The sequence below is a fragment of the Nocardia sp. CA-135398 genome (assembly GCF_050955845.1).
Taxonomy (GTDB): Bacteria; Actinomycetota; Actinomycetes; order Mycobacteriales; family Mycobacteriaceae; genus Nocardia.
Map to the genome: position 1 here is coordinate 3,915,221 of NZ_CP192084.1, position 17,538 is coordinate 3,932,758.

The 17,538-nt window shown below is 68.1% G+C and carries 11 protein-coding genes; 8 read left to right on the forward strand and 3 right to left on the reverse strand.

The window, feature by feature from the left end:
• Window positions 1–7: 7 nt before the first annotated feature.
• Window positions 8–373, reverse strand: coding sequence for a hypothetical protein (locus ACQP1T_RS17210; RefSeq protein ID WP_433761469.1), 366 nt, complete (start codon window positions 371–373; stop codon window positions 8–10).
• Between the two features lie 510 nt (window positions 374–883).
• Between ACQP1T_RS17210 and ACQP1T_RS17215 the strand changes: the two genes are divergently transcribed.
• Entirely contained in the window at window positions 884–3,049 is a 2,166-nt protein-coding gene (locus tag ACQP1T_RS17215) for an acyltransferase family protein (protein WP_433761470.1), read from the forward strand.
• A 12-nt stretch (window positions 3,050–3,061) separates the two neighbouring features.
• Here the strand turns inward: ACQP1T_RS17215 and ACQP1T_RS17220 are convergent, their stop codons facing one another.
• Window positions 3,062–3,964 carry a class I SAM-dependent methyltransferase gene (locus ACQP1T_RS17220; RefSeq protein ID WP_433761472.1) on the reverse strand — a complete coding sequence of 301 codons (903 nt, stop codon included), beginning with the start codon at window positions 3,962–3,964 and terminating at the stop codon, window positions 3,062–3,064.
• A 48-nt stretch (window positions 3,965–4,012) separates the two neighbouring features.
• Window positions 4,013–6,268 (reverse strand): serine/threonine-protein kinase, encoded by a 2,256-nt coding sequence (locus tag ACQP1T_RS17225; protein ID WP_433761474.1) that lies wholly within the window; start codon window positions 6,266–6,268, stop codon window positions 4,013–4,015.
• A 778-nt stretch (window positions 6,269–7,046) separates the two neighbouring features.
• Between ACQP1T_RS17225 and ACQP1T_RS17230 the strand changes: the two genes are divergently transcribed.
• Genes ACQP1T_RS17230 through ACQP1T_RS17260 form a run of 7 tightly spaced genes read left to right on the forward strand, consistent with a single transcriptional unit; the run spans window position 7,047 to window position 17,535 of the window.
• Window positions 7,047–7,337 (forward strand): acyl carrier protein, encoded by a 291-nt coding sequence (locus tag ACQP1T_RS17230; protein WP_433761476.1) that lies wholly within the window; start codon window positions 7,047–7,049, stop codon window positions 7,335–7,337.
• Window positions 7,334–8,431 carry an acyl-CoA dehydrogenase family protein gene (locus ACQP1T_RS17235; RefSeq protein ID WP_433761477.1) on the forward strand — a complete coding sequence of 366 codons (1,098 nt, stop codon included), beginning with the start codon at window positions 7,334–7,336 and terminating at the stop codon, window positions 8,429–8,431. The genes ACQP1T_RS17230 and ACQP1T_RS17235 overlap by 4 nt, the downstream gene beginning before the upstream one ends.
• Window positions 8,425–9,405, forward strand: a complete 981-nt coding sequence (locus ACQP1T_RS17240) for a 3-oxoacyl-ACP synthase (protein ID WP_433761479.1) — start codon at window positions 8,425–8,427, stop codon at window positions 9,403–9,405. The genes ACQP1T_RS17235 and ACQP1T_RS17240 overlap by 7 nt, the downstream gene beginning before the upstream one ends.
• Window positions 9,406–9,408: 3 nt before the next feature.
• Window positions 9,409–10,434: an HAD-IIIC family phosphatase gene (locus ACQP1T_RS17245; RefSeq protein ID WP_433761480.1), complete on the forward strand. Its 1,026-nt coding sequence runs from the start codon at window positions 9,409–9,411 to the stop codon at window positions 10,432–10,434.
• Window positions 10,431–12,374, forward strand: coding sequence for a non-ribosomal peptide synthetase (locus ACQP1T_RS17250; protein WP_433761481.1), 1,944 nt, complete (start codon window positions 10,431–10,433; stop codon window positions 12,372–12,374). Before ACQP1T_RS17245 ends, ACQP1T_RS17250 begins: the two co-directional genes overlap by 4 nt.
• A gap of 14 nt (window positions 12,375–12,388) precedes the next feature.
• Window positions 12,389–16,693, forward strand: a complete 4,305-nt coding sequence (locus ACQP1T_RS17255) for a condensation domain-containing protein (RefSeq protein ID WP_433761483.1) — start codon at window positions 12,389–12,391, stop codon at window positions 16,691–16,693.
• Window positions 16,690–17,535 (forward strand): 3-hydroxyacyl-CoA dehydrogenase family protein, encoded by an 846-nt coding sequence (locus tag ACQP1T_RS17260; RefSeq protein WP_433761485.1) that lies wholly within the window; start codon window positions 16,690–16,692, stop codon window positions 17,533–17,535. The genes ACQP1T_RS17255 and ACQP1T_RS17260 overlap by 4 nt, the downstream gene beginning before the upstream one ends.
• Window positions 17,536–17,538 lie beyond the last annotated feature (3 nt).

A 17,538-nucleotide genomic window follows, 5' to 3' on the forward strand; every position in this document is an offset into this window, starting at 1 on the left:
ACCGACATCAGAGTGCCGCGAGAGCCACTGCGGCGGCCCACAGTTCTCGATCGATCGGATCTTCGGCTACACCGTGATCTGCCGACCGGAATGTTTCCACGACATCGGCATCGGGGTGGTCACGCGATGCCGTCCAGGCATGGCCCCGCGCGTCGACGGTCCGCATCAGGATCGCTTCCGAATGGAATCCGAATCCCCACAGCGTCCGGCGGGGCGCACGCGAGAAAGCCAGCATCGCTAAATCCTGGAACGGCGGATCAGCCGATGTCGGCAGCGTGAGAACGCCGATCTGATCCGGTCCCGCCAGGGTGAGGCCGAAAAAGAGAGGGGTCGAGTCCGACGGCGCGTTGGCTCCGAGCAAGGTGGCCGTCACGGTTCGGATCAATTCGTCGGACGGGTAGAGAATCGTTCACGGCATCCACCCAAGCGCGCTGTGGCAGCGTAGCCCACTGCGCGGTGCGGATCCGCAATGGAGAGTTGGCTTTTCGCAACGCGCGTGCACGCCGTGCCGCGCGATCGTCGGCTGGACCACAGCAGTGTCGAAGACGGCCGCGCCGGTCTCCGAGACACTGGACATTGGGTGACCACTACGGGCACTTGGTCGAGACCGGCCTGATATTTCACTTCGACCTCGGCAGTCGATACACCTCGGTGAATTTACTGAACCCCTTGCTCTGCAAGCACTCTCGGCATCGATCGAATTCCTCATTTGTCGGGTCGAATTATCCGGACTTCCGACTGTCCGCAGCCCGAACCGCTCGATGCATAGTGAAATCTCGACACCGAACTCCGTCGCCTACGGGGCCGAAGATCTGAGGTCGGGCTGCGCGGTGCGCGGTGAGTTGCCGTGACATAGCTGGTGCGATCGGTAACAATGCCGCGCATGACGGTGGCGGCGAGCGGTGGATTGATAAATCTGCGGGTTGATCAGGCGACCGATGCCACGCCGCGCGGGACATTTCGACCCGATATCGAGGGGCTACGAGCCGTCGCCGTACTGGCCGTTGTGTTTTTTCACGCGAACATGCCCGGTGTCGGGGGCGGATTCGTCGGTGTCGATGTCTTTTTCGTCATTTCCGGCTTTCTCGTCACCGGAATCCTTTGGCGGGATGCGGCTTTCGCCGACACTGTCGGGCTGGTCCGGTTCTATGGCGCGCGGGCCCGCCGTCTGCTGCCCGCGGCAGGTGTCGTGGTGGTAGCCACCGCGGTCGGCGCGGCCGTATTGCTGCCGCCGCTGCAGGCTCGTCAGGTCCTCGGCGACGGGATCGCCAGCGCCTTGTATGCCGGGAACTATCGGCTCGCGCTGCGCGGCACCGACTACCTTGCCGCCGACACGCCTCCGTCGCCCTTCCAGCACTTCTGGTCGCTCGGTGTGGAGGAGCAGTTCTATCTGTTGTGGCCGGTACTGATCGCCGCCACGGCCTGGTTCGCGCGGCGGCGCGGAATCGGATCGGCCGCGGTATTTCCGTACCTGATCGTTCTGGCGGTTGTCGCCGCGCTCTCTTTCGCGATCTCGCTGATCTGGACCCGCACGCTGCCACCGTTGGCGTTCTTCTCGCTGCCGACGCGGGCCTGGGAGTTGGGCGCGGGCGGCATGATCGCGCTGTCGGTCACTGTGTGGTCCCGGTTGCCGAAATCGGTTGCCGCTCCTGCCGGATGGGTCGGGCTGGCGCTGATCGTCGCGGCGTGTAGCCAGCTGAACGGGAAGACACCGTATCCGGGCACCGCGGCCCTGCTGCCTGTTCTGGGTACCGCCTTGGTGATCCTATCGGGTTGTGTGCGAACACGATTCGGGGTCGGGCGCGCACTGGCGCTGCCGGTGATGCGGGCCGTCGGTCGCATGTCGTATTCCTGGTATCTGTGGCACTGGCCGGTATTGCTGCTGGCGCCGTGCGTGCTCGGTCACCAGCTCGGACGGGGTGGCTCGATGGGCGCGGTGATGATGGCAGGCGGACTCGCCATGCTCACGTTGTGGCTGGTCGAGAATCCGGTCCGCTTCGCCGCCGGATTGCGGGGGTCGGGCGCGCGCAGCCTCGCCTGTGGCGGTGCGATCACCGCGGTCGCCGGTGGTGTGGCACTGGTGCTGCTCGTGCTCGTTCCCGTTCCGGTCGGCCGCGGCGCGGCGGCCGCGGCTCTCACCCTTGCCACCCCAGCCGCAGCGGCCACGAGCAGCGCCGACGCGGGCGATGTGGCGGTCGAGCAGCTGACCGCGCAGACGCAGGCCGTGGTCGCTGCCTCGGCCGAAATCCGCGCTGTCCCTTCGAATCTCACCCCATCGCTGGCCGACGCACCCGGCGACAAGGCGGGCGTTTTCCTCGACGGCTGCGTGCGATCGTGGCGTGAGGCGGGACAGGCCGAGTGTGCCTCGGGCGATCCGGACTCGGCCACGACCGTGGCCCTGGTCGGCGATTCACACGCCGCGATGTGGCATCCGGCTTTCGAGCCGATCGCGGCGCAGCGGCACTGGCGGCTCGAAACCATGGCCAAGGTCACCTGCCCGTTGCTCGACTTGCCCATCACCAGCCCCTATCTGGGCCGGGAATACACCGAATGCGAGCAGTGGCGCGACCTGATCCTGACCCGGTTGCGGGCCGAACGTCCTCGGCTGATCGTGGTGAGCATGTCCCGGCGCTACGGCGCCGACTTCGGCTTCGTCTCCTACGATCAGGCCTGGGTGGACAGCCTCAACCGCATGGTCGGCCAGCTGCGCTCGACCGGAGCGGCGGTGCTCGTCCTCGGGTCGATTCCCGATCCACACACCACCGTTCCGGCGTGCCTGTCCGAACATATCGACAATGCGGTGGCATGCACGCCGGTGCGGCAGGTGGCGGTCGACGACGCCGGTATCGCGGCCGAGCATGCGGCGGCCATCGCCGGTGGCGGCCAGTACGCCGATCTGACCCCGCTCTTCTGCAGCGCCGCCCGTTGTCCCCTCATCATCGGTGACAACCTGGTGTACCGCGACGACAATCACCTCACCGTCGGTTACGCCAGGACCCTGGGACCGGTGATCGCCGCATTGGCGGACCGTTCGCTGACCAGTGGCTGAGTCGTGGGTCTTTCACTGCTGCTTCGCGGCGGATATGTAGGACGCCTGCCGCAACCGGTCGAGCAGCTCGGCGGGCACGTCGGCAGGCAGATCGGTGATCGGGCGGCCGTAGGCGGCGGCCAAGTCGAAGGGGGTGATGCGGTGGACCGACCAGTCGTGCTTGGACAGCCAGTCGCCGGGATCGGCGCGGGCGTCGCTGTACCAGAGGTCGCGCACGTTCAGATTGCCGAACGGGTTGGAGCCGAAGAACCTTTCCGCCATGTCGAAGTGGTGCTGATCCATGCCGCGGCCGAAGTCGTCGGCGGCCACGTGGCTGCCGGTTGCGGACAGGGCGTCGATGCGTTCGAACAATGCGTCGTGTGCCGAACCTGGCAGGAACGGCAACAATCCCTCGGCCGACCACGCCGCGGGCTGCCGCGGGTCGAAACCCGTGGCAGTGAGCGCGGCGGGCCAGTCGTCGCGCAGATCGACCGCAAGCGGGCGCCGATCGGCCTTGGCCACGGCGCCGTGCTCGGCGAGCACCTGGTCCTTGAACTCCAGCACGCGGGGCTGATCGATCTCGAAAATGACGGTGCCCGCCGGCCATTCCAGCCGATACGCCCGCGCGTCCAGACCCGATGCCAGGATCACCGCCTGCCGGACACCCCCCTGGCACGCCGCGGCGAAGAACTCGTCGAAGAACTTGGTTCGAATGCCCATGAACCGGCCGAACAGTCCGATATTGCCCGCCGAAGCCGGGTCGTCCAGTGTCTGCAGAAAGTGCGGTTCACCCGCCGCCTCGACGAACCACGCCGCGTACTCGTCGTGGATCATCGGCTCGGGATCGCGCGTCTCGAGTGCGCGAAACGTGGCGACGCCCAGGGCGGTCAGGCCGACGCTCGTCACGATGTCCCAGCTGTCTCCGTCTGTTCGCATAAATATCACCTCATGGTGGTCAGCGATCGATGGCAGGTCGTTCAGCGGTCAGGTGTGCGGGCGGGAATGCGGGTTCACGATGCGGTCGAGCGCCGCCAGATCCGATTGCAGGGCGTAGAAGGTGCGCAGCGCGACGGCGAAGGCGACCAGTCCGCCGATGCAGAGGGCGACCATCGAACCGATCACCGTGTGCTGCTGATGCGGAGTCAGGAATGTCAGCCCCAATGACACACCGATCAGCGGAACCGATGCCGCCACACCGAGATACACGCGGGTCCGCCGGATCAGCCGATGCAGCCGGGGCGCGTCGTCGGGAGAGATGTGACCGGCGGCGACCAAACCCGGGTAGTACCAGCGCAAGACGAAGAAGGTGGCCGGAAAATACGTGTACACGACCGCCACCGCGGCCGCGACGAGACTCGACGCGATGAGATTCGCCAGCAGCCCGGCCGGGACCGGCCCCAACGACAGCAGCTTCACCGCGAAGATGCCCATGGCCAGGATCCATCCGATGAACGCGACCGCCGCGATCCGGTCGCCGCAGGCGAGGGTGTCGGCGCGGGCCCGCGCAAGGGTGGTCTCGTCGAAATGTTCGCCCCGGCGCAGGCCGTCGGGTACCAGGAAGACGTTGCGGCACCAGTACAGCAGCCCGGCGATGGCGACCGGATAGGAGATCGCGATCACCACGTACCCCAGGTGGGTAAGCCGCCCGGCGGCCTCGGACCCCAGTTCGAGTTGGATCAGCCGGACATTGTGCGCCGACAGGTACAGTCCGGCCGCGACCTGGCCGAACATGCTCGCCGGAATCACCACCGGTATCGGCCGCCCGCGCAGCCGTGCCCGCAGGCTGTGTGCGGGCGGGTCGACCAGGTCGCGGGCGGCCCGGTCCTGGCTCAATTCCAGCTGCTGGGCCAGTTCGGCGCCGCCGGGGTACCGGTCGGCGGGGTCGGGCGCAAGGCAGGTGAGTAGCGCATGACGCAGTAGCGCCGGGCAGTCCGGGGGCAGGTCGGCCTCCAGGTTCGCTTCGACGAGCCCGCAGCGTCGATCGATCATCGCCTGCAACGATTGCTCCGATTCGCCCGCGCCGATGCCGTCGTCGAACGGTCGCCGTCCGGTGAGCAGTTCCCATAGGACCACCGCCAGCGAGTAGAGGTCACTGCGGGTATCGAGATCGGCGGCAGTGGTGGCCAGGCTGGGATGACAGGCCTGGAGTTGTTCGGGGGACATGTAGGCCAGCGAGCCGCCGAAGTAGGCGACGGGGTTCGCGCCGGGCAGGTGGCGGCTGAAGCTGATGTTGAAGTCGGCCAGTTTGGGCTGGCCGTCGGCGGACAGCAGCACATTCGCGGGTTTGATGTCGCGGTGCAGCACGCCGTGGTGATTGGCGTAATCGAGCGCGGTGGCCAGCCGGGCGCCCAGCCAGGCTACGGTTTCAGGCCAGGTGAGCTGTTCCAGTTCCGCACGGGCGGGCGAGGGCTGCGGCTCGAGCACGCCGCCGCTGGTGGTGGCGGCATCGATGGCCTGCAGCAGCAGCTTGCCGCTGCGTCGGGCCGGTGGGGTGCCGTGCAGCTCCCGCAGCACGCCGAGCAGGGTGCCGCCGGGCACATACTGCATGTACATCAGCTTCAGATGCTGTTCGGCGAGCTGACGCTGATCGAAGACGCGGACGATGTAGTCGTGGTCGAGCTGGGCCAGCGTCTGCGGTTCGGTGCCGCGGTCGCGGGAGATCTTCACGGCGACCAGTCGGCTCATCGATCGCTGCCGAGCCAGGAATACGCGCGCGAAGGCGCCGCAGCCCAGGGGCAGCAGCAGATCGAAATCGTCGACGGAGGCACCCGTACCGATGGAGTCGAGGGCATCGAGGGCCCTTGGGTCGGCCAGCAGCGTGCTGCGCAGGCCGCCGACGTCGAAAGTCTCGGAGATGCGGGCCATCTGGGTCGGATAGTCGTGCTCGTACTCGGTCAGGTCGACGTCGTGGCGGCAGCTGCGGGCACTGATCTCCTCGTAGATGAGATCCGGCGGCAGCGGGGCGGTGCGCAATTCCGGGAAATGTTCGCGATAGTCGGCAAGCCGCGGCGCGTTATCGCCGCGCTGCCATCTTTCGTGCAGATCCACTTTGATCAGCTCGATCAGCGTGGTCCGCCGCAGCGCGGGCTCGGCGGGCAGGTGTGCCGACAGATCGGGCGGTTCGCTCGATGATTTCCAGTCCCCGGCGAACTGGGCAACCAGAGTCGTCAACGCGGTCTGCGTTGCTGTCGCGCGGGCGACACCGGCGCCGGGTGTGCTCGCGCCGAGGCTGTGGTCCATCGTCGCTCGCTTCGAAGTGGTTGAGCCCGGTCCCGCACCGAGGAATATCGGATCCCTCCGGTGCGCACTTCACCAACAGCCTTTCGCCCCTGTGCCCATTTGTCCACCCCCGACCGTGCCGCCGATGAATTCGCCTGCGGAGCTGGCATGCGTCGTGCCGATCCATATCGGCACGGTCTATGACCGGGCGCGAGACTGCGATTCTCCGGGCGCTGTGCGACAACTCCCCGCGTTTGCACGCGGTACGCGGCGAAATGCGCACCGGTCGGCGTTGCCGCCGATCTGCCCCGTTCTGCGGACTCGACACTTTCGGCATGCCGTGCCCAAACGGCCGCCTGCGCGTTGATATCGACCGCAGAGGCGATTGCTCGACGTTATCTCGAATGAGGCGCTCGGTCCGGATTTTCATATGGGAGAAACATGATGTCGCTCATCGGGATTTCCTGACCCTGGAGTGCTGCATTCTATCGCCGTAATTTTGGGGTTATCGGCTGCGTACGGTGGGTTGTTCCCGCGCTTCATATGCGAAGAACCTCGGTGATCCGGATGGGTGGATCCAATTTCCGAATCAGGCGCGGAGAGTGAGACTTTCGCTTATCCGTGGGCTCGTGATGAAATTTCGGCGCCGCACAGACGTACGAAGCAGATCCGTAATTCGGCGGTTGGGCAGAGCCGGTGGCAAGGGAAACCGGGGCTTGTCGGGTGATCGCGGCCCGTGTTGTCGTGGTCTGCGGGGAGCGAGGGCGCACGGCCGTTCGCCACCGGATGACGTCGAGAGGTGAAGGTGCGCGTGGAACAGGTGGAGCCGGTCGTGGCACGCCGAGCGGAGTTGGCGGAGGAGTTGCGGGCGTACTTCGGCTCGATCGCCGCCGTCGAATTGGCCAGTGACGACGATATTTTCGCGCTGGGCCTGGTCAACTCGCTGCGTGCACTGGAGATCGTCGTACACGTGGAACAGACCTACGGGATCTCGGTCGAGGTCGAGGATCTCGATCTCGACAACTTCCGCACCGCGGCCCGCGCGGCCGCGTTCGTCGAGCGCAAGCGGTCCGGGAACGGACCGTCGTGATCGATGTCGAGAAGGTGGTCGCGGCCGCGGAATCGGATGCGGCCCAGTGGGATCGAGCGGGCTTGCCCGACGAGATGATCACGCTCGCGGCCCGGTCCGGGCTGCTGGGCGCCGATCGGCCGGTGACATTCGGTGGTGCGGGTCTGGACGCGCGTGAACTCGGCCGAATCGCCGCCACGCTCGGGGAACACTGCACCAGTCTGCGCTCGCTGGTCACCGTGCACGGCATGGTCGCCGCCGCGCTGGATCGGTGGGGAACCGCCGAACAGCGCCGCGATTGGCTGCCCAGGCTCACGGCCGGCGAGGTCGTTGCCGCGCTGGCGGCGACCGAGGCCGGGGCGGGTACCGACTTGGCCGGTGTCACAACGACTTTCGAGGACCATGGTGCGGAACGCGTCTTGTCCGGGCAGAAACTGTGGGTGACGTTCGGGCAGGTCGCCGACGTCTTCCTGGTACTCGGTACAGCGCCCGGCGGACTGTGCGCCGCACTTGTCGAGCGCGACCGTCCCGGCGTTTCCGTGGAGCCGGTCGAGGGGCAACTCGGCATGCGCGGCGCCAAGGTGGCGCACATTTGGTTCGACCGCGTGCGCATACCCGCGGAACAATTGATCGCCCCGCCGGGATTCGGCCTGTCCCATGTCATCGGTACGGCACTCGACCACGGGCGGTTCACCGTCGCATGGGGGTGCGTCGGGATCGCGCGAGCCTGTCTCGCCGACGCCGCCGCGCACGCCGCCACCCGCGTCCAGGGCAGTACCACCCTCGCCGAGCACCAGTTGATCCGTGCGATGCTCGGCCGCTGCTGGGTGGATGTCGAAGGCGCACAAGCCATCTGCGACCGCGCGACCGACGACCGGATCGCCGGATCCGCGCACGCCCTCGTCGCGACCATCGCCGCGAAGTACGCGGCGTCCAACGCTGCGGCCACGGTGAGTGAACGGGCGGTGCAGGTACTGGGCGCGGCGGGGTGCGCACCGGATAGCCGCGTCGGCAGGTTCTACCGCGACGCGAAGGTCATGCGGATTATCGAGGGAGCACAGGAGGTCGTCGAGGTGACCATCGGTGAGCACGTATTGCGGGGTGCGCGATGGTGAACGGACCGGTACGGCTGGGTCCGGTGGCGACGTGGTTCCCCGCCACCTCCGCGCGGGTCGCCAGCCTGACCGAATTGGACGAACTTCCGGCGCACCGACGAGAACACGCGCTGGCACTCGGCATCGAGACGGTGCGCACGGCGGACGAGCTGTCCGAGGTGGACCTGGCCGCCGCGGCGGCGACGGCGGCGCTGGACGAGGCCGGGCTCGAAGCCGCCGATATCGACGCGCTGCTGCTCGTCACGGGACGCGCGCCGCAATACCTGCTCGCATCGGAAACGACACGGCTGCAACACCGGATCGGCGCAACTCGCGCCTTCACCGCGGGCGTGGGTGATCTCGGCTGCGTATCGGTCTCCGCCGCGCTGACCCTCGCCGGGGCGCTGCTGCGCGCCGACGCCGGGTGCCGCACCGTTCTCGTCGTCGCCGCGGCCAAGACCCCCACCCGCCACCGGTACCGCCCGCCCATGACGCTGCTCGGCGATGGCGCGGCCGCGCTGCTCGTCACTGCCTCCGGCGGGCGCTGGGAGTTCGTCGACCAGATCCTGCGCAGCGACGGCAAGTACGCGGACCTGTTCCGAATCGACTACCGCGACACCCCGTCGCGAGCGTGGGCCGAGGAATGCACCGACGAATCCAGCTACTCGTTCCGGCTCGCGGTCGAGAGCAAGAAGCGGTTCGACGTCATCATTGCGGAGCTGCTGGAACGCAATGACATTCAGGTCGACTCGGTGGGACCGATCCTCATGCAGAACCTGTCGGGCGGTGCGTTCGCCTTCTGGGAGGAGGCCCTCGACGCCACGATCGACGAGGCGTGCCGGAGCAATCTCGCGGCATACGGCCACCTGGGTTCGGCGGACATGCTGGTCAACCTGGAGTCCGCCGCGGCCACCCGCACGTCCGGTGCGTATGCGCTGCTGTTGAACAGCAGTCCGGTGGCCGCCTGGAGCGCTGCCCTGATGCGGAGGGTTTGAGCTATGGCGGCAACGGTGAAGTGCCTGGTCTGGGATCTCGACGACACCGTCTGGCCCGGTGTCGTACTCGAATCCGACGGCGGGACTCCGAAACCCGAAGTGCTGCGGGCGATCCGGACCCTCGACGAACGTGGAATCCTGCATGCCGTCGCGAGCCGTGGCGAATTATCCGCCGCCACAGCGCATTTGCGTCGACACGGGATCGAGGACATGTTCTCGGCGGTCGAGATCGGCTGGGGCCCGAAGTCGGCGGCGATCCGTCGGATCGCCGAATCGCTGAATATCGGACGCGAGACCATAGCATTCGTCGACAACGACCCGGTCGAGTTGGCCGAGGTGGCGACCTCCTGTCCCGAGGTGCGGTGCTATCCGGCCGATCGCGTACCCGACCTGGTGAACCTTCCGGAATTTTCGCCGGAGACCGTGACATCCGAAGCGCGGCAGCGCCGGTCGTACTATCGCGCGGAACATGCCCGCCGAGTCGGCGAGGCCGAATTCGCCGGATCCGATGCGGACTTCCTCGCATCGTTGGGCCTGGTGATGACCGTGCGCGTGGCATCGGAGGCCGACCTTGCCAGGGCAAATGAGCTGACCGTTCGCACCCATCAGCTCAATACCACCGGGGCCACCTTCGACATCGACGAACTGCGGGAACTGTGCGCGTCACCGCGCCACGAGGTGCTCGTGGCATCCCTGCGCGACCGGTTCGGTGGTTACGGCACCATCGGGCTGGCGGTCTCGGAGATCCGCGGCTCCGACTCGGTGCTGCTCCTGCTGCTCATGTCCTGCCGGGTGATGTCACGCGGAGTCGGGACGGCGCTGATCCGGGAAATCGTCCGGCGCGCCCGCGCGGCGGGTCGGCGACCGACCGCGGAATTCGTGGCGACCCCGGTGAACCGGGTGATGCTCGTGACCTTGAGATTCGCCGGATTCGAGGTGCTCGAGTCCGACGGCGACCGCGTCCTGCTCGTCTGCACGGTGCCACCGGAGGACATCAGCGGAACCGGCCATGTCGAGGTGACTGGATGAGCACAGCGTCGCGTAGCGATTCCATGAGGGGTGGTGGCCGGGTGATGGATGGGCGCCCGGCATCGCAGACCGATTCGATGCCGGGCGGTGCTCGGGCGACGGACCTGCTGTGGGGAATCCTCCACCAAGCCCGACTGGTACCCGACCGCACCGCGCTCGTGGTGGGTGACCGGTCGCTCACATACCGCGAACTCGACACCGCCACAGCGCATCTCGCGCGCCGTCTGGTCGCCATGGGAGTGCGGCCAGGGCAGACCGTCATGGTGTTCCAACGGCAGAGCCTGGACACCGTGATCGGCATGATCGCGGCTCTGCGCGCGGCCGCGGCATGGTGTGTGGTCGAACCGGGCCGTCCCGTCTCGGCGGTGCGTTCGGTGTTGGCGGCCACGACCTGTACCGCGCTGATCTTCGACGGTCGCGACGATTCCACCCCGCGTGACGAGGTGGCCGCGCTGGTGACGGGGACAGCGGCGGCGGTGCTCGACATCGCCAACATCGCCGAGGACACTGAGCCATCCGTCGTGGCGCTGCCGGACCAGCCGCCGCTGCGGGCACCCGCGTACGTCATCACCACCTCCGGCTCGACCGGCGCGCCGAAGGCGGTCGTCGTCTCGCGGGCCAACCTCGCCACCTTGATCGGCTCGCGGAATTATCCGTACACCGACGGCGAACTCGTGACCTTCTCGGCGATGCGCCTGATCTGGGACGGCTCCCTCTCGGCGCTGGCCTGGGCACTCACCGTCGGCGGCACCAGCGTGCTCCCGGATGCTCGGATGCTGCCCGATGTCGACGCGGTCGCCGAACTAGCTGTGCGCCATGACGTATCGCATTTCGTCGCGACGCCGTCGTTCTATCGGCTGCTGCTGCCGCGACTGGGCGAGCTGAAGTCGACACTGCGGATCGTCACCCTCTGCGGCGAGCCGGTATCGGTTCGCCTCGTCACACAACACCGCGAGGTTCTGCCCTCGACAAGCCTGCACAACGAATACGGCCCGACCGAAGCGACCGTCACCTGCATCTGCCACGTCGTCGCGGAGACACCTCAGCCGGTGGTGCCGATCGGCACGCCGACCGACGGTACGACGGCGCACATTCTCGACCGCTCGCTGCGGCCGGTCCGCTGGGGCACCCGCGGCGACCTGTACCTCGGCGGTGGACAAATCGCCGACGGTTACGCGGCACAGCCCGGACTGACCGCGGCCCGATTCGTAGCCGACCCGTTCTCGACCGAGCCGGGCGGGCGCATGTATCGCACCGGAGACCTCGCGCGGGTCGACGCAGGCGGTCACATCGAATTCCACGGGCGGGCCGACAGTCAGGTGAAGGTCCGGGGCGTGCGGGTCGAACGCGCCGCGGTCGAGACGGTACTGGCGGGACATCCCGCCGTCCGCGAGGCGGTCGTGCTGGACGCGACGGACTCCGATGATGCCGTGTACCTGGCCGCCTTGTGGGTGCCGGCAGCCGGTTCCGCACCGCCGCCCACCGTCGCCGCGCTGACCGGGTACTGCGCGGAACGCCTTGCCCCCGAATCGGTTCCGGAACGGTTCGTGGCCGTCGAGGCCCTGCCGATCGCACCGGGCAGCAGCAAGCTCGACGAGGCGGCGCTGCGCGCGCTGCTGCGCTCCCGTCCCGAACAGCGCACGGCCCCGTCACGGGATGGCTGGACCGAGAACGAGCGGGCGATCGGCGAGATCTGGTCCGGGGTGCTCCAGCACGACGACTTCGACCGTGCGGACCGGTTTTTCGACGTAGGCGGCAACTCCCATCGGGTGGTCGCGCTCCATCTGCGCCTGGAGGCCGGGTGGCCGGGTGCGATCTCGGTGGGGATGCTGTTCGACCTCGACACCGTGGCCGCACAGGCGGACGCGCTGTCGCCGGATCGGGCGACCCGAATCGAGTCCGAACCGGCGGACAGCACGCCATTGGCTTTCGAGGTGTGAAGGACACCGTAATCGTGAATAGAGCAAGCAACGACGACATCGCGATCGTCGGCATCGGAGTGCGCTTTCCGGACGCGTCGAATCTGGACGAATTCCGCGCGAATCTCGCCGACGGCCGGGGCTCGATCGGGCCGATGCCGGAGGCCCGCGCGGCGGCGACCGCATTGGACCGCACCGTCGGCTACCTGCCCATGGGGCATCTGGCCGACATCCACACCTTCGACTATGCCTTCTTCGAATTGTCCAAACGCGAAGCGTCGCTGATGGATCCGCAACAGCGCATCGCGCTCGAGCTGGCGCACCGGGCGATCGAGGACGCCGGATACGCGGCCGCCACCCTGCGCGCGGCCACGACCGCCGTGGTGTTCAGCGCACCGATGCCCTCCTACCACGCCATGGCGGTCGATCCCGGCCCGCTCAGCATGCTGGGCAATCTGCCATTCGGTGTCACGGCCCGCATCGCGCACCTGCTCGGGCTGACCGGGCCGTGCTACGCGATCGACAGCGGCTGCAATGCGTCGCTCATCGCCGTGCATCACGCCTGTCGCGAGTTGCGTTGTGGCGATGCGGATTACGCGCTCGCGGGCGGGGTCAGTGTGCGCGCCAACGGATCTCCGGAATGGGCCGCGCAGACGATGACGGAAATCGCTTCGCCGAGCGGCCAGTGCCGGGCCTTCGACGCGGACGCCGACGGCACGGTGCCCGGCGAGGGCGGCGCCGCCCTGCTGCTGACCACGCTCGGCCGTGCCCGCGCCGACCGCGCGCCCGTATATGCCGTCATCCGAGGTAGTGCTGTGCTGCACAACGGGCACTCCTCCGCGACGATCAGCACCCCCAGCGCCGCCGCCCAGGCGCGGGTGATCACGAAAGCCTGGCGGAATGCGGGCCTCGATCCGCGCGATGCCGGATACCTCGAGGCACATGGGTCCGCGACCCGGCTGGGGGACGCGGTCGAGCTGGAGGGCCTGCGCACCGCGTTCGCGGGACGGTCGCGGCCGCTGCCGATCGGATCGGTCAAGACCAATATCGGGCATCTCGACCATGCCGCAGGAGTCGCCGGACTGGTCAAGGCGGCGTTGACCGTCGCCGAGGGCCGCCTGTATCCATCGCTGCATTTCCGCCGTCCCACCGGCGATTTCGATCTGGCCGCGGCTGGGATCGAGGTGGTCACCCGGCCGCGGTCGTCGGCCGCCGAGAGCGGGCCGCGTCTCGCGGGCGTCAGCTCCTACAGCCTCGGCGGTGCGAACGCGCACTGTGTCGTGCAACAGGCGCCCGACGATCCGATGCTCGGACACCCCCGAGAGCCGGGTCACCGGCTCGTCGGGATTTCGGCGCGGACCCCGGCGGCGCTCGCCGAGCTGTGCCGGGAGCTGGCGACCGCGCTGCGCGGCGCCGCGGTCGATCTGGCCGACATAGCGTTCACCCTCGGCAGGGGCCGCACGCATTACGGCTATCGCGTGGCGGTATGCGCCACGGGCACCGACGCTTTCGTCGATGAGCTCGTTCGGCGTGGCGCCGGCATCGCTCCGGACGCGGAGCAGCCGGTCCCGCCGCGGGTGGCGCTACTGCTCTCGCCCGGTGCTGCACCCGTCGGGATCGAGCCTGCCCGGCTGCCCGATCAGCTGCCCGCGACAGGCGCCGTCGCCGATGTGCTCGCTGGTCAGATCGCGATACACGATCGATTGCGCGCCTGCGGTGTTGGTTTCGCCGCGATTCTGAGCGGTGCGGCGTCGAAGTTCGCGGCCAGGTATCTGCTCGGATCCTCGGCGCCCGTCGATCCCGATGAGCTGGCCAGCGCCGCGGCGGAGCCCGTCGTGGACCGGCCCCGACTGCTCGCGGCGGCTGAAACGCTGTTGGATGCTGGGCCGGTTGTGTTCGTCGACCCGAGTCCGGACGGCATGCTCGGACGGTTGCTCGCCGAAGACCTGCGGGGCCGTGCCGACGCGGAGATCCTTTTCGGCACAGCCGATTCGGGTGGTCCGATCGGCATCCTCGGCCGCCTCTACGAGCGCGGGGTGAACCTGGACTGGGCAGAGGTGAATGCCGATGACGGCCGCCGGGTGCGGCTGCCGGGACATCCGCTGCACGGCTCACGATGCTGGGTCGAGCTGCCAACCGCGGCTGCGCCCGTCGGCATTCCCGCGGTGCGGTCCACTCGGGAACGACCGGAGGATGCGACGGAATGGCTGCGCTCGATGCTGCGCGAACTCCTGCACTCGGAGACCGAAATCGGCCCGGACGACGACTATTTCGACCTCGGCGGTAATTCGATCATCGCCGTGCAACTGGTCGAGCGTGTCGCCGAGACCTACGGATTCCGACCCAAGCTGCTCGATGTCTACGAGCGGCCCAAGGTCGCCGATTTCGCCGAGTTGCTGCGTGCGGGAGCCGTCCCGGCGGTGGCCGAGCCGGGGCTGTCGCCGATCACGCGGACCGACGAGCTGGTCATGTCGGCCGGACAGGAGCGAATGTGGTTCCACCACCAGCTCGTTCCGGATACCACGCTCTACAACTACCCGGTGGTCAACGTGCTGCGGGGTGCGATCGATATCGCCGCCGTCAAGGGAACCTTCGAGGATTTCGCCGAGCGGCACGAACCGCTGCGCTACAACCTCGTCGAGATCGACGGAAAGCCCGCGGTCCGGGTTCGGCCGTCGCTGGGCGAATTCTTCCGTGTCGCCGATGTTTCCGGCGCGGCCGATCCCGTCGCCGCCGCGCGCGAGTTGATTCGCCAGGCCGCTCTGGCGCCATTCGACCTGGCCCGGGACCCGCTGGTGCGGGTGCTGCTGGTGACGCTGGCACCGCAGGAGCATGTGCTGCAGGTGACCTGCCATCACTGCGTCACCGACGGCGCCACCCCGGCCATCCTCGCGCGCGAGATTCCCGAGCTGTATGCCGCCCGGCAGGAGGGCCGGGCGGCTGCGCTCGAACCGCTGCCGATCCGCTACCGCGACTACGCGCGCTGGCACCGCGACATGGTCGAGTCGGGCGCCCTCGCGCACGAACTCGAATACTGGGTGCACCTGCTGCGCGATGCGCCGAAGCTGCAGTTGCCCACCGATTTTCCCCGGCCGCCGCGCAAGACGTTCGTCGGCGATCTGGAACCGTTCACGGTCTCGGCCGAATTGCTGGAGCGATCGCGCGCGGTGGCGAAGCGCGCGTCGGTGTCGCTGTTCGTGGTTCTGCTGAGCGGCCTGTACGTCCTGCTCGCGCGCCGCAGCGGGCAACGCGACATCGTGATCGGCACGCCGACCACCGGCCGCACCCGCCGCGAGCTCGAAGGGCTCATCGGCTTCTTCAACAGCACGGTCGCCCTGCGCGCCAACCTGTCCGGTCCCGCGACGGTGGCCGATCTGCTCGAGCGGGTGCGCGCAACCGTCCTTGGAGCGCTCGAGAATCAGGAGATCCCCTTCGAACGGGTGGTCAACGCACTCGACGACCAACGCGATCTGTCCCGCACCCCGATCTTCGACGTCCTCTACGTCCACCAGGAACTCCCCGGCACGGGCAATCCCCTCGGCGACGGCGAGCCGGAATTCTTCGACCTGGAGCACTCGATACACAACGCGTTCGGCGGATTGCCGGTCGGCACGGCGAAATTCGACCTCAGCCTGATCACCTACGATCGCAGCGACGGCCGGGACATGCTGGCCTGCTTCGAGTACAGCACCGAACTGTTCACCCAGCGCACGGCCGCCGGATTCGCCGCCGCCTATCTCGATGTCCTCGCCGAGCTGGTGGAGTCGGCCTCCGACCGTCCGATCGACGAGCTCGTGACCCCTGAGACGGCGCCGGAACCGGCGGCGGCACTGGAGATTCCGACGGACCGACCGCGCGGTACCGCCACCATGCGGTACACCACCGCGGCCGTGCGTGCGCGACTGGACGCCGCGCCCGGCGATGCGGAGCTGCTTGGCGCGTGGATTGCCCTGCTGGGCTGGTATTCGGGTTCGGACGAGGTCGCGGTGGGACTGGCGGCGGGTGCGGCCCGCATCGACCTCGCCGACGAACCGGACGGGACCGAACTGCTCGCGCGGGTCACCGCGGCGCTGGCGACACCGACCGCCACCGTCGGCGACACAGCGATCAGCTACCGCGCCGGCCGACCGGACGCGACGGAGCTCGCGCTCGATCTGGCGCCGGACGGGGACGCGGCAATCATCGAATTGTTTTATGCCACCGAGCTTTTCGACGAATCCACCGCCCGCGACATGCTCGGAGATCTGCTCCGGCTGCTGCGCGCCATGCGGGAGAAGCCCGACGATCCGGTGCCGGATATCACGCTGCGCAGTATCGAGGCAACGGAGGTGACCCGATGAACGACGTCGTCGCGGTGATCGGCGCGGGCACCATGGGTAGCGGTATCGCGCAGTGCCTTGCGCAGGCGGGATACCAGGTCGAGGTCGTCGAACCCGATCGCAGCGCCGCCGAGCGGGCGCGCCACGGCCTCGACGAGGCGGTGCGCTTGGCGCTGCTGCTCGGCCGCGGTGATCGCCGGACCGCATCCGGCATCGGCGGGCGCGTGCGATGGTTGGAGCGGATCGACGAGTTGAGCGCCGTCGGCTTCGTCATCGAGTGCGCGACCGAGCGGATCACGCTGAAGGAGAAGGTGTTCGGCGAACTGGGCCGGCACTGTCCCGAACACGCCGTGCTCGCATCCTGCACGTCCGCCATCCCGATCGCCCGATTGGCCGCCGCCACCGAACGACCGGAACGGGTGCTCGGCCTGCACTTCATGAACCCGGCGCCATTGACGACCGCGGTCGAGGTCGTACGCGGCGAGCAGACCGCACCGCAGACCCTGAAGCGGGCCACCGATCTGATCGCCGCGCTCGGCAAGGAGGCGATCGTCGTCGGCGACCGCCCCGGTTTCGTACTGAACCGCGTACTCATGCTGACTATCGCGGAGGCCGCGGCGACATTGGACACCGGAACGGACGCCGCGACGGTGGATGACCTGTTCGAGCAGTGCCTCGGGCACCGGATGGGCCCGCTGCGCACCGCCGACCTGATCGGGCTGGACAACGTGGCCGACACCATCGAGGTGCTGCGACGCGAGACCGGCGAGTCGCACTATCGCGTGCCGCCCGCGCTCGCGGCACTCGTCGACGCCGGACACTTCGGGCGCAAGACCGGACGGGGGTTCCATGACTATCGCTGAGAC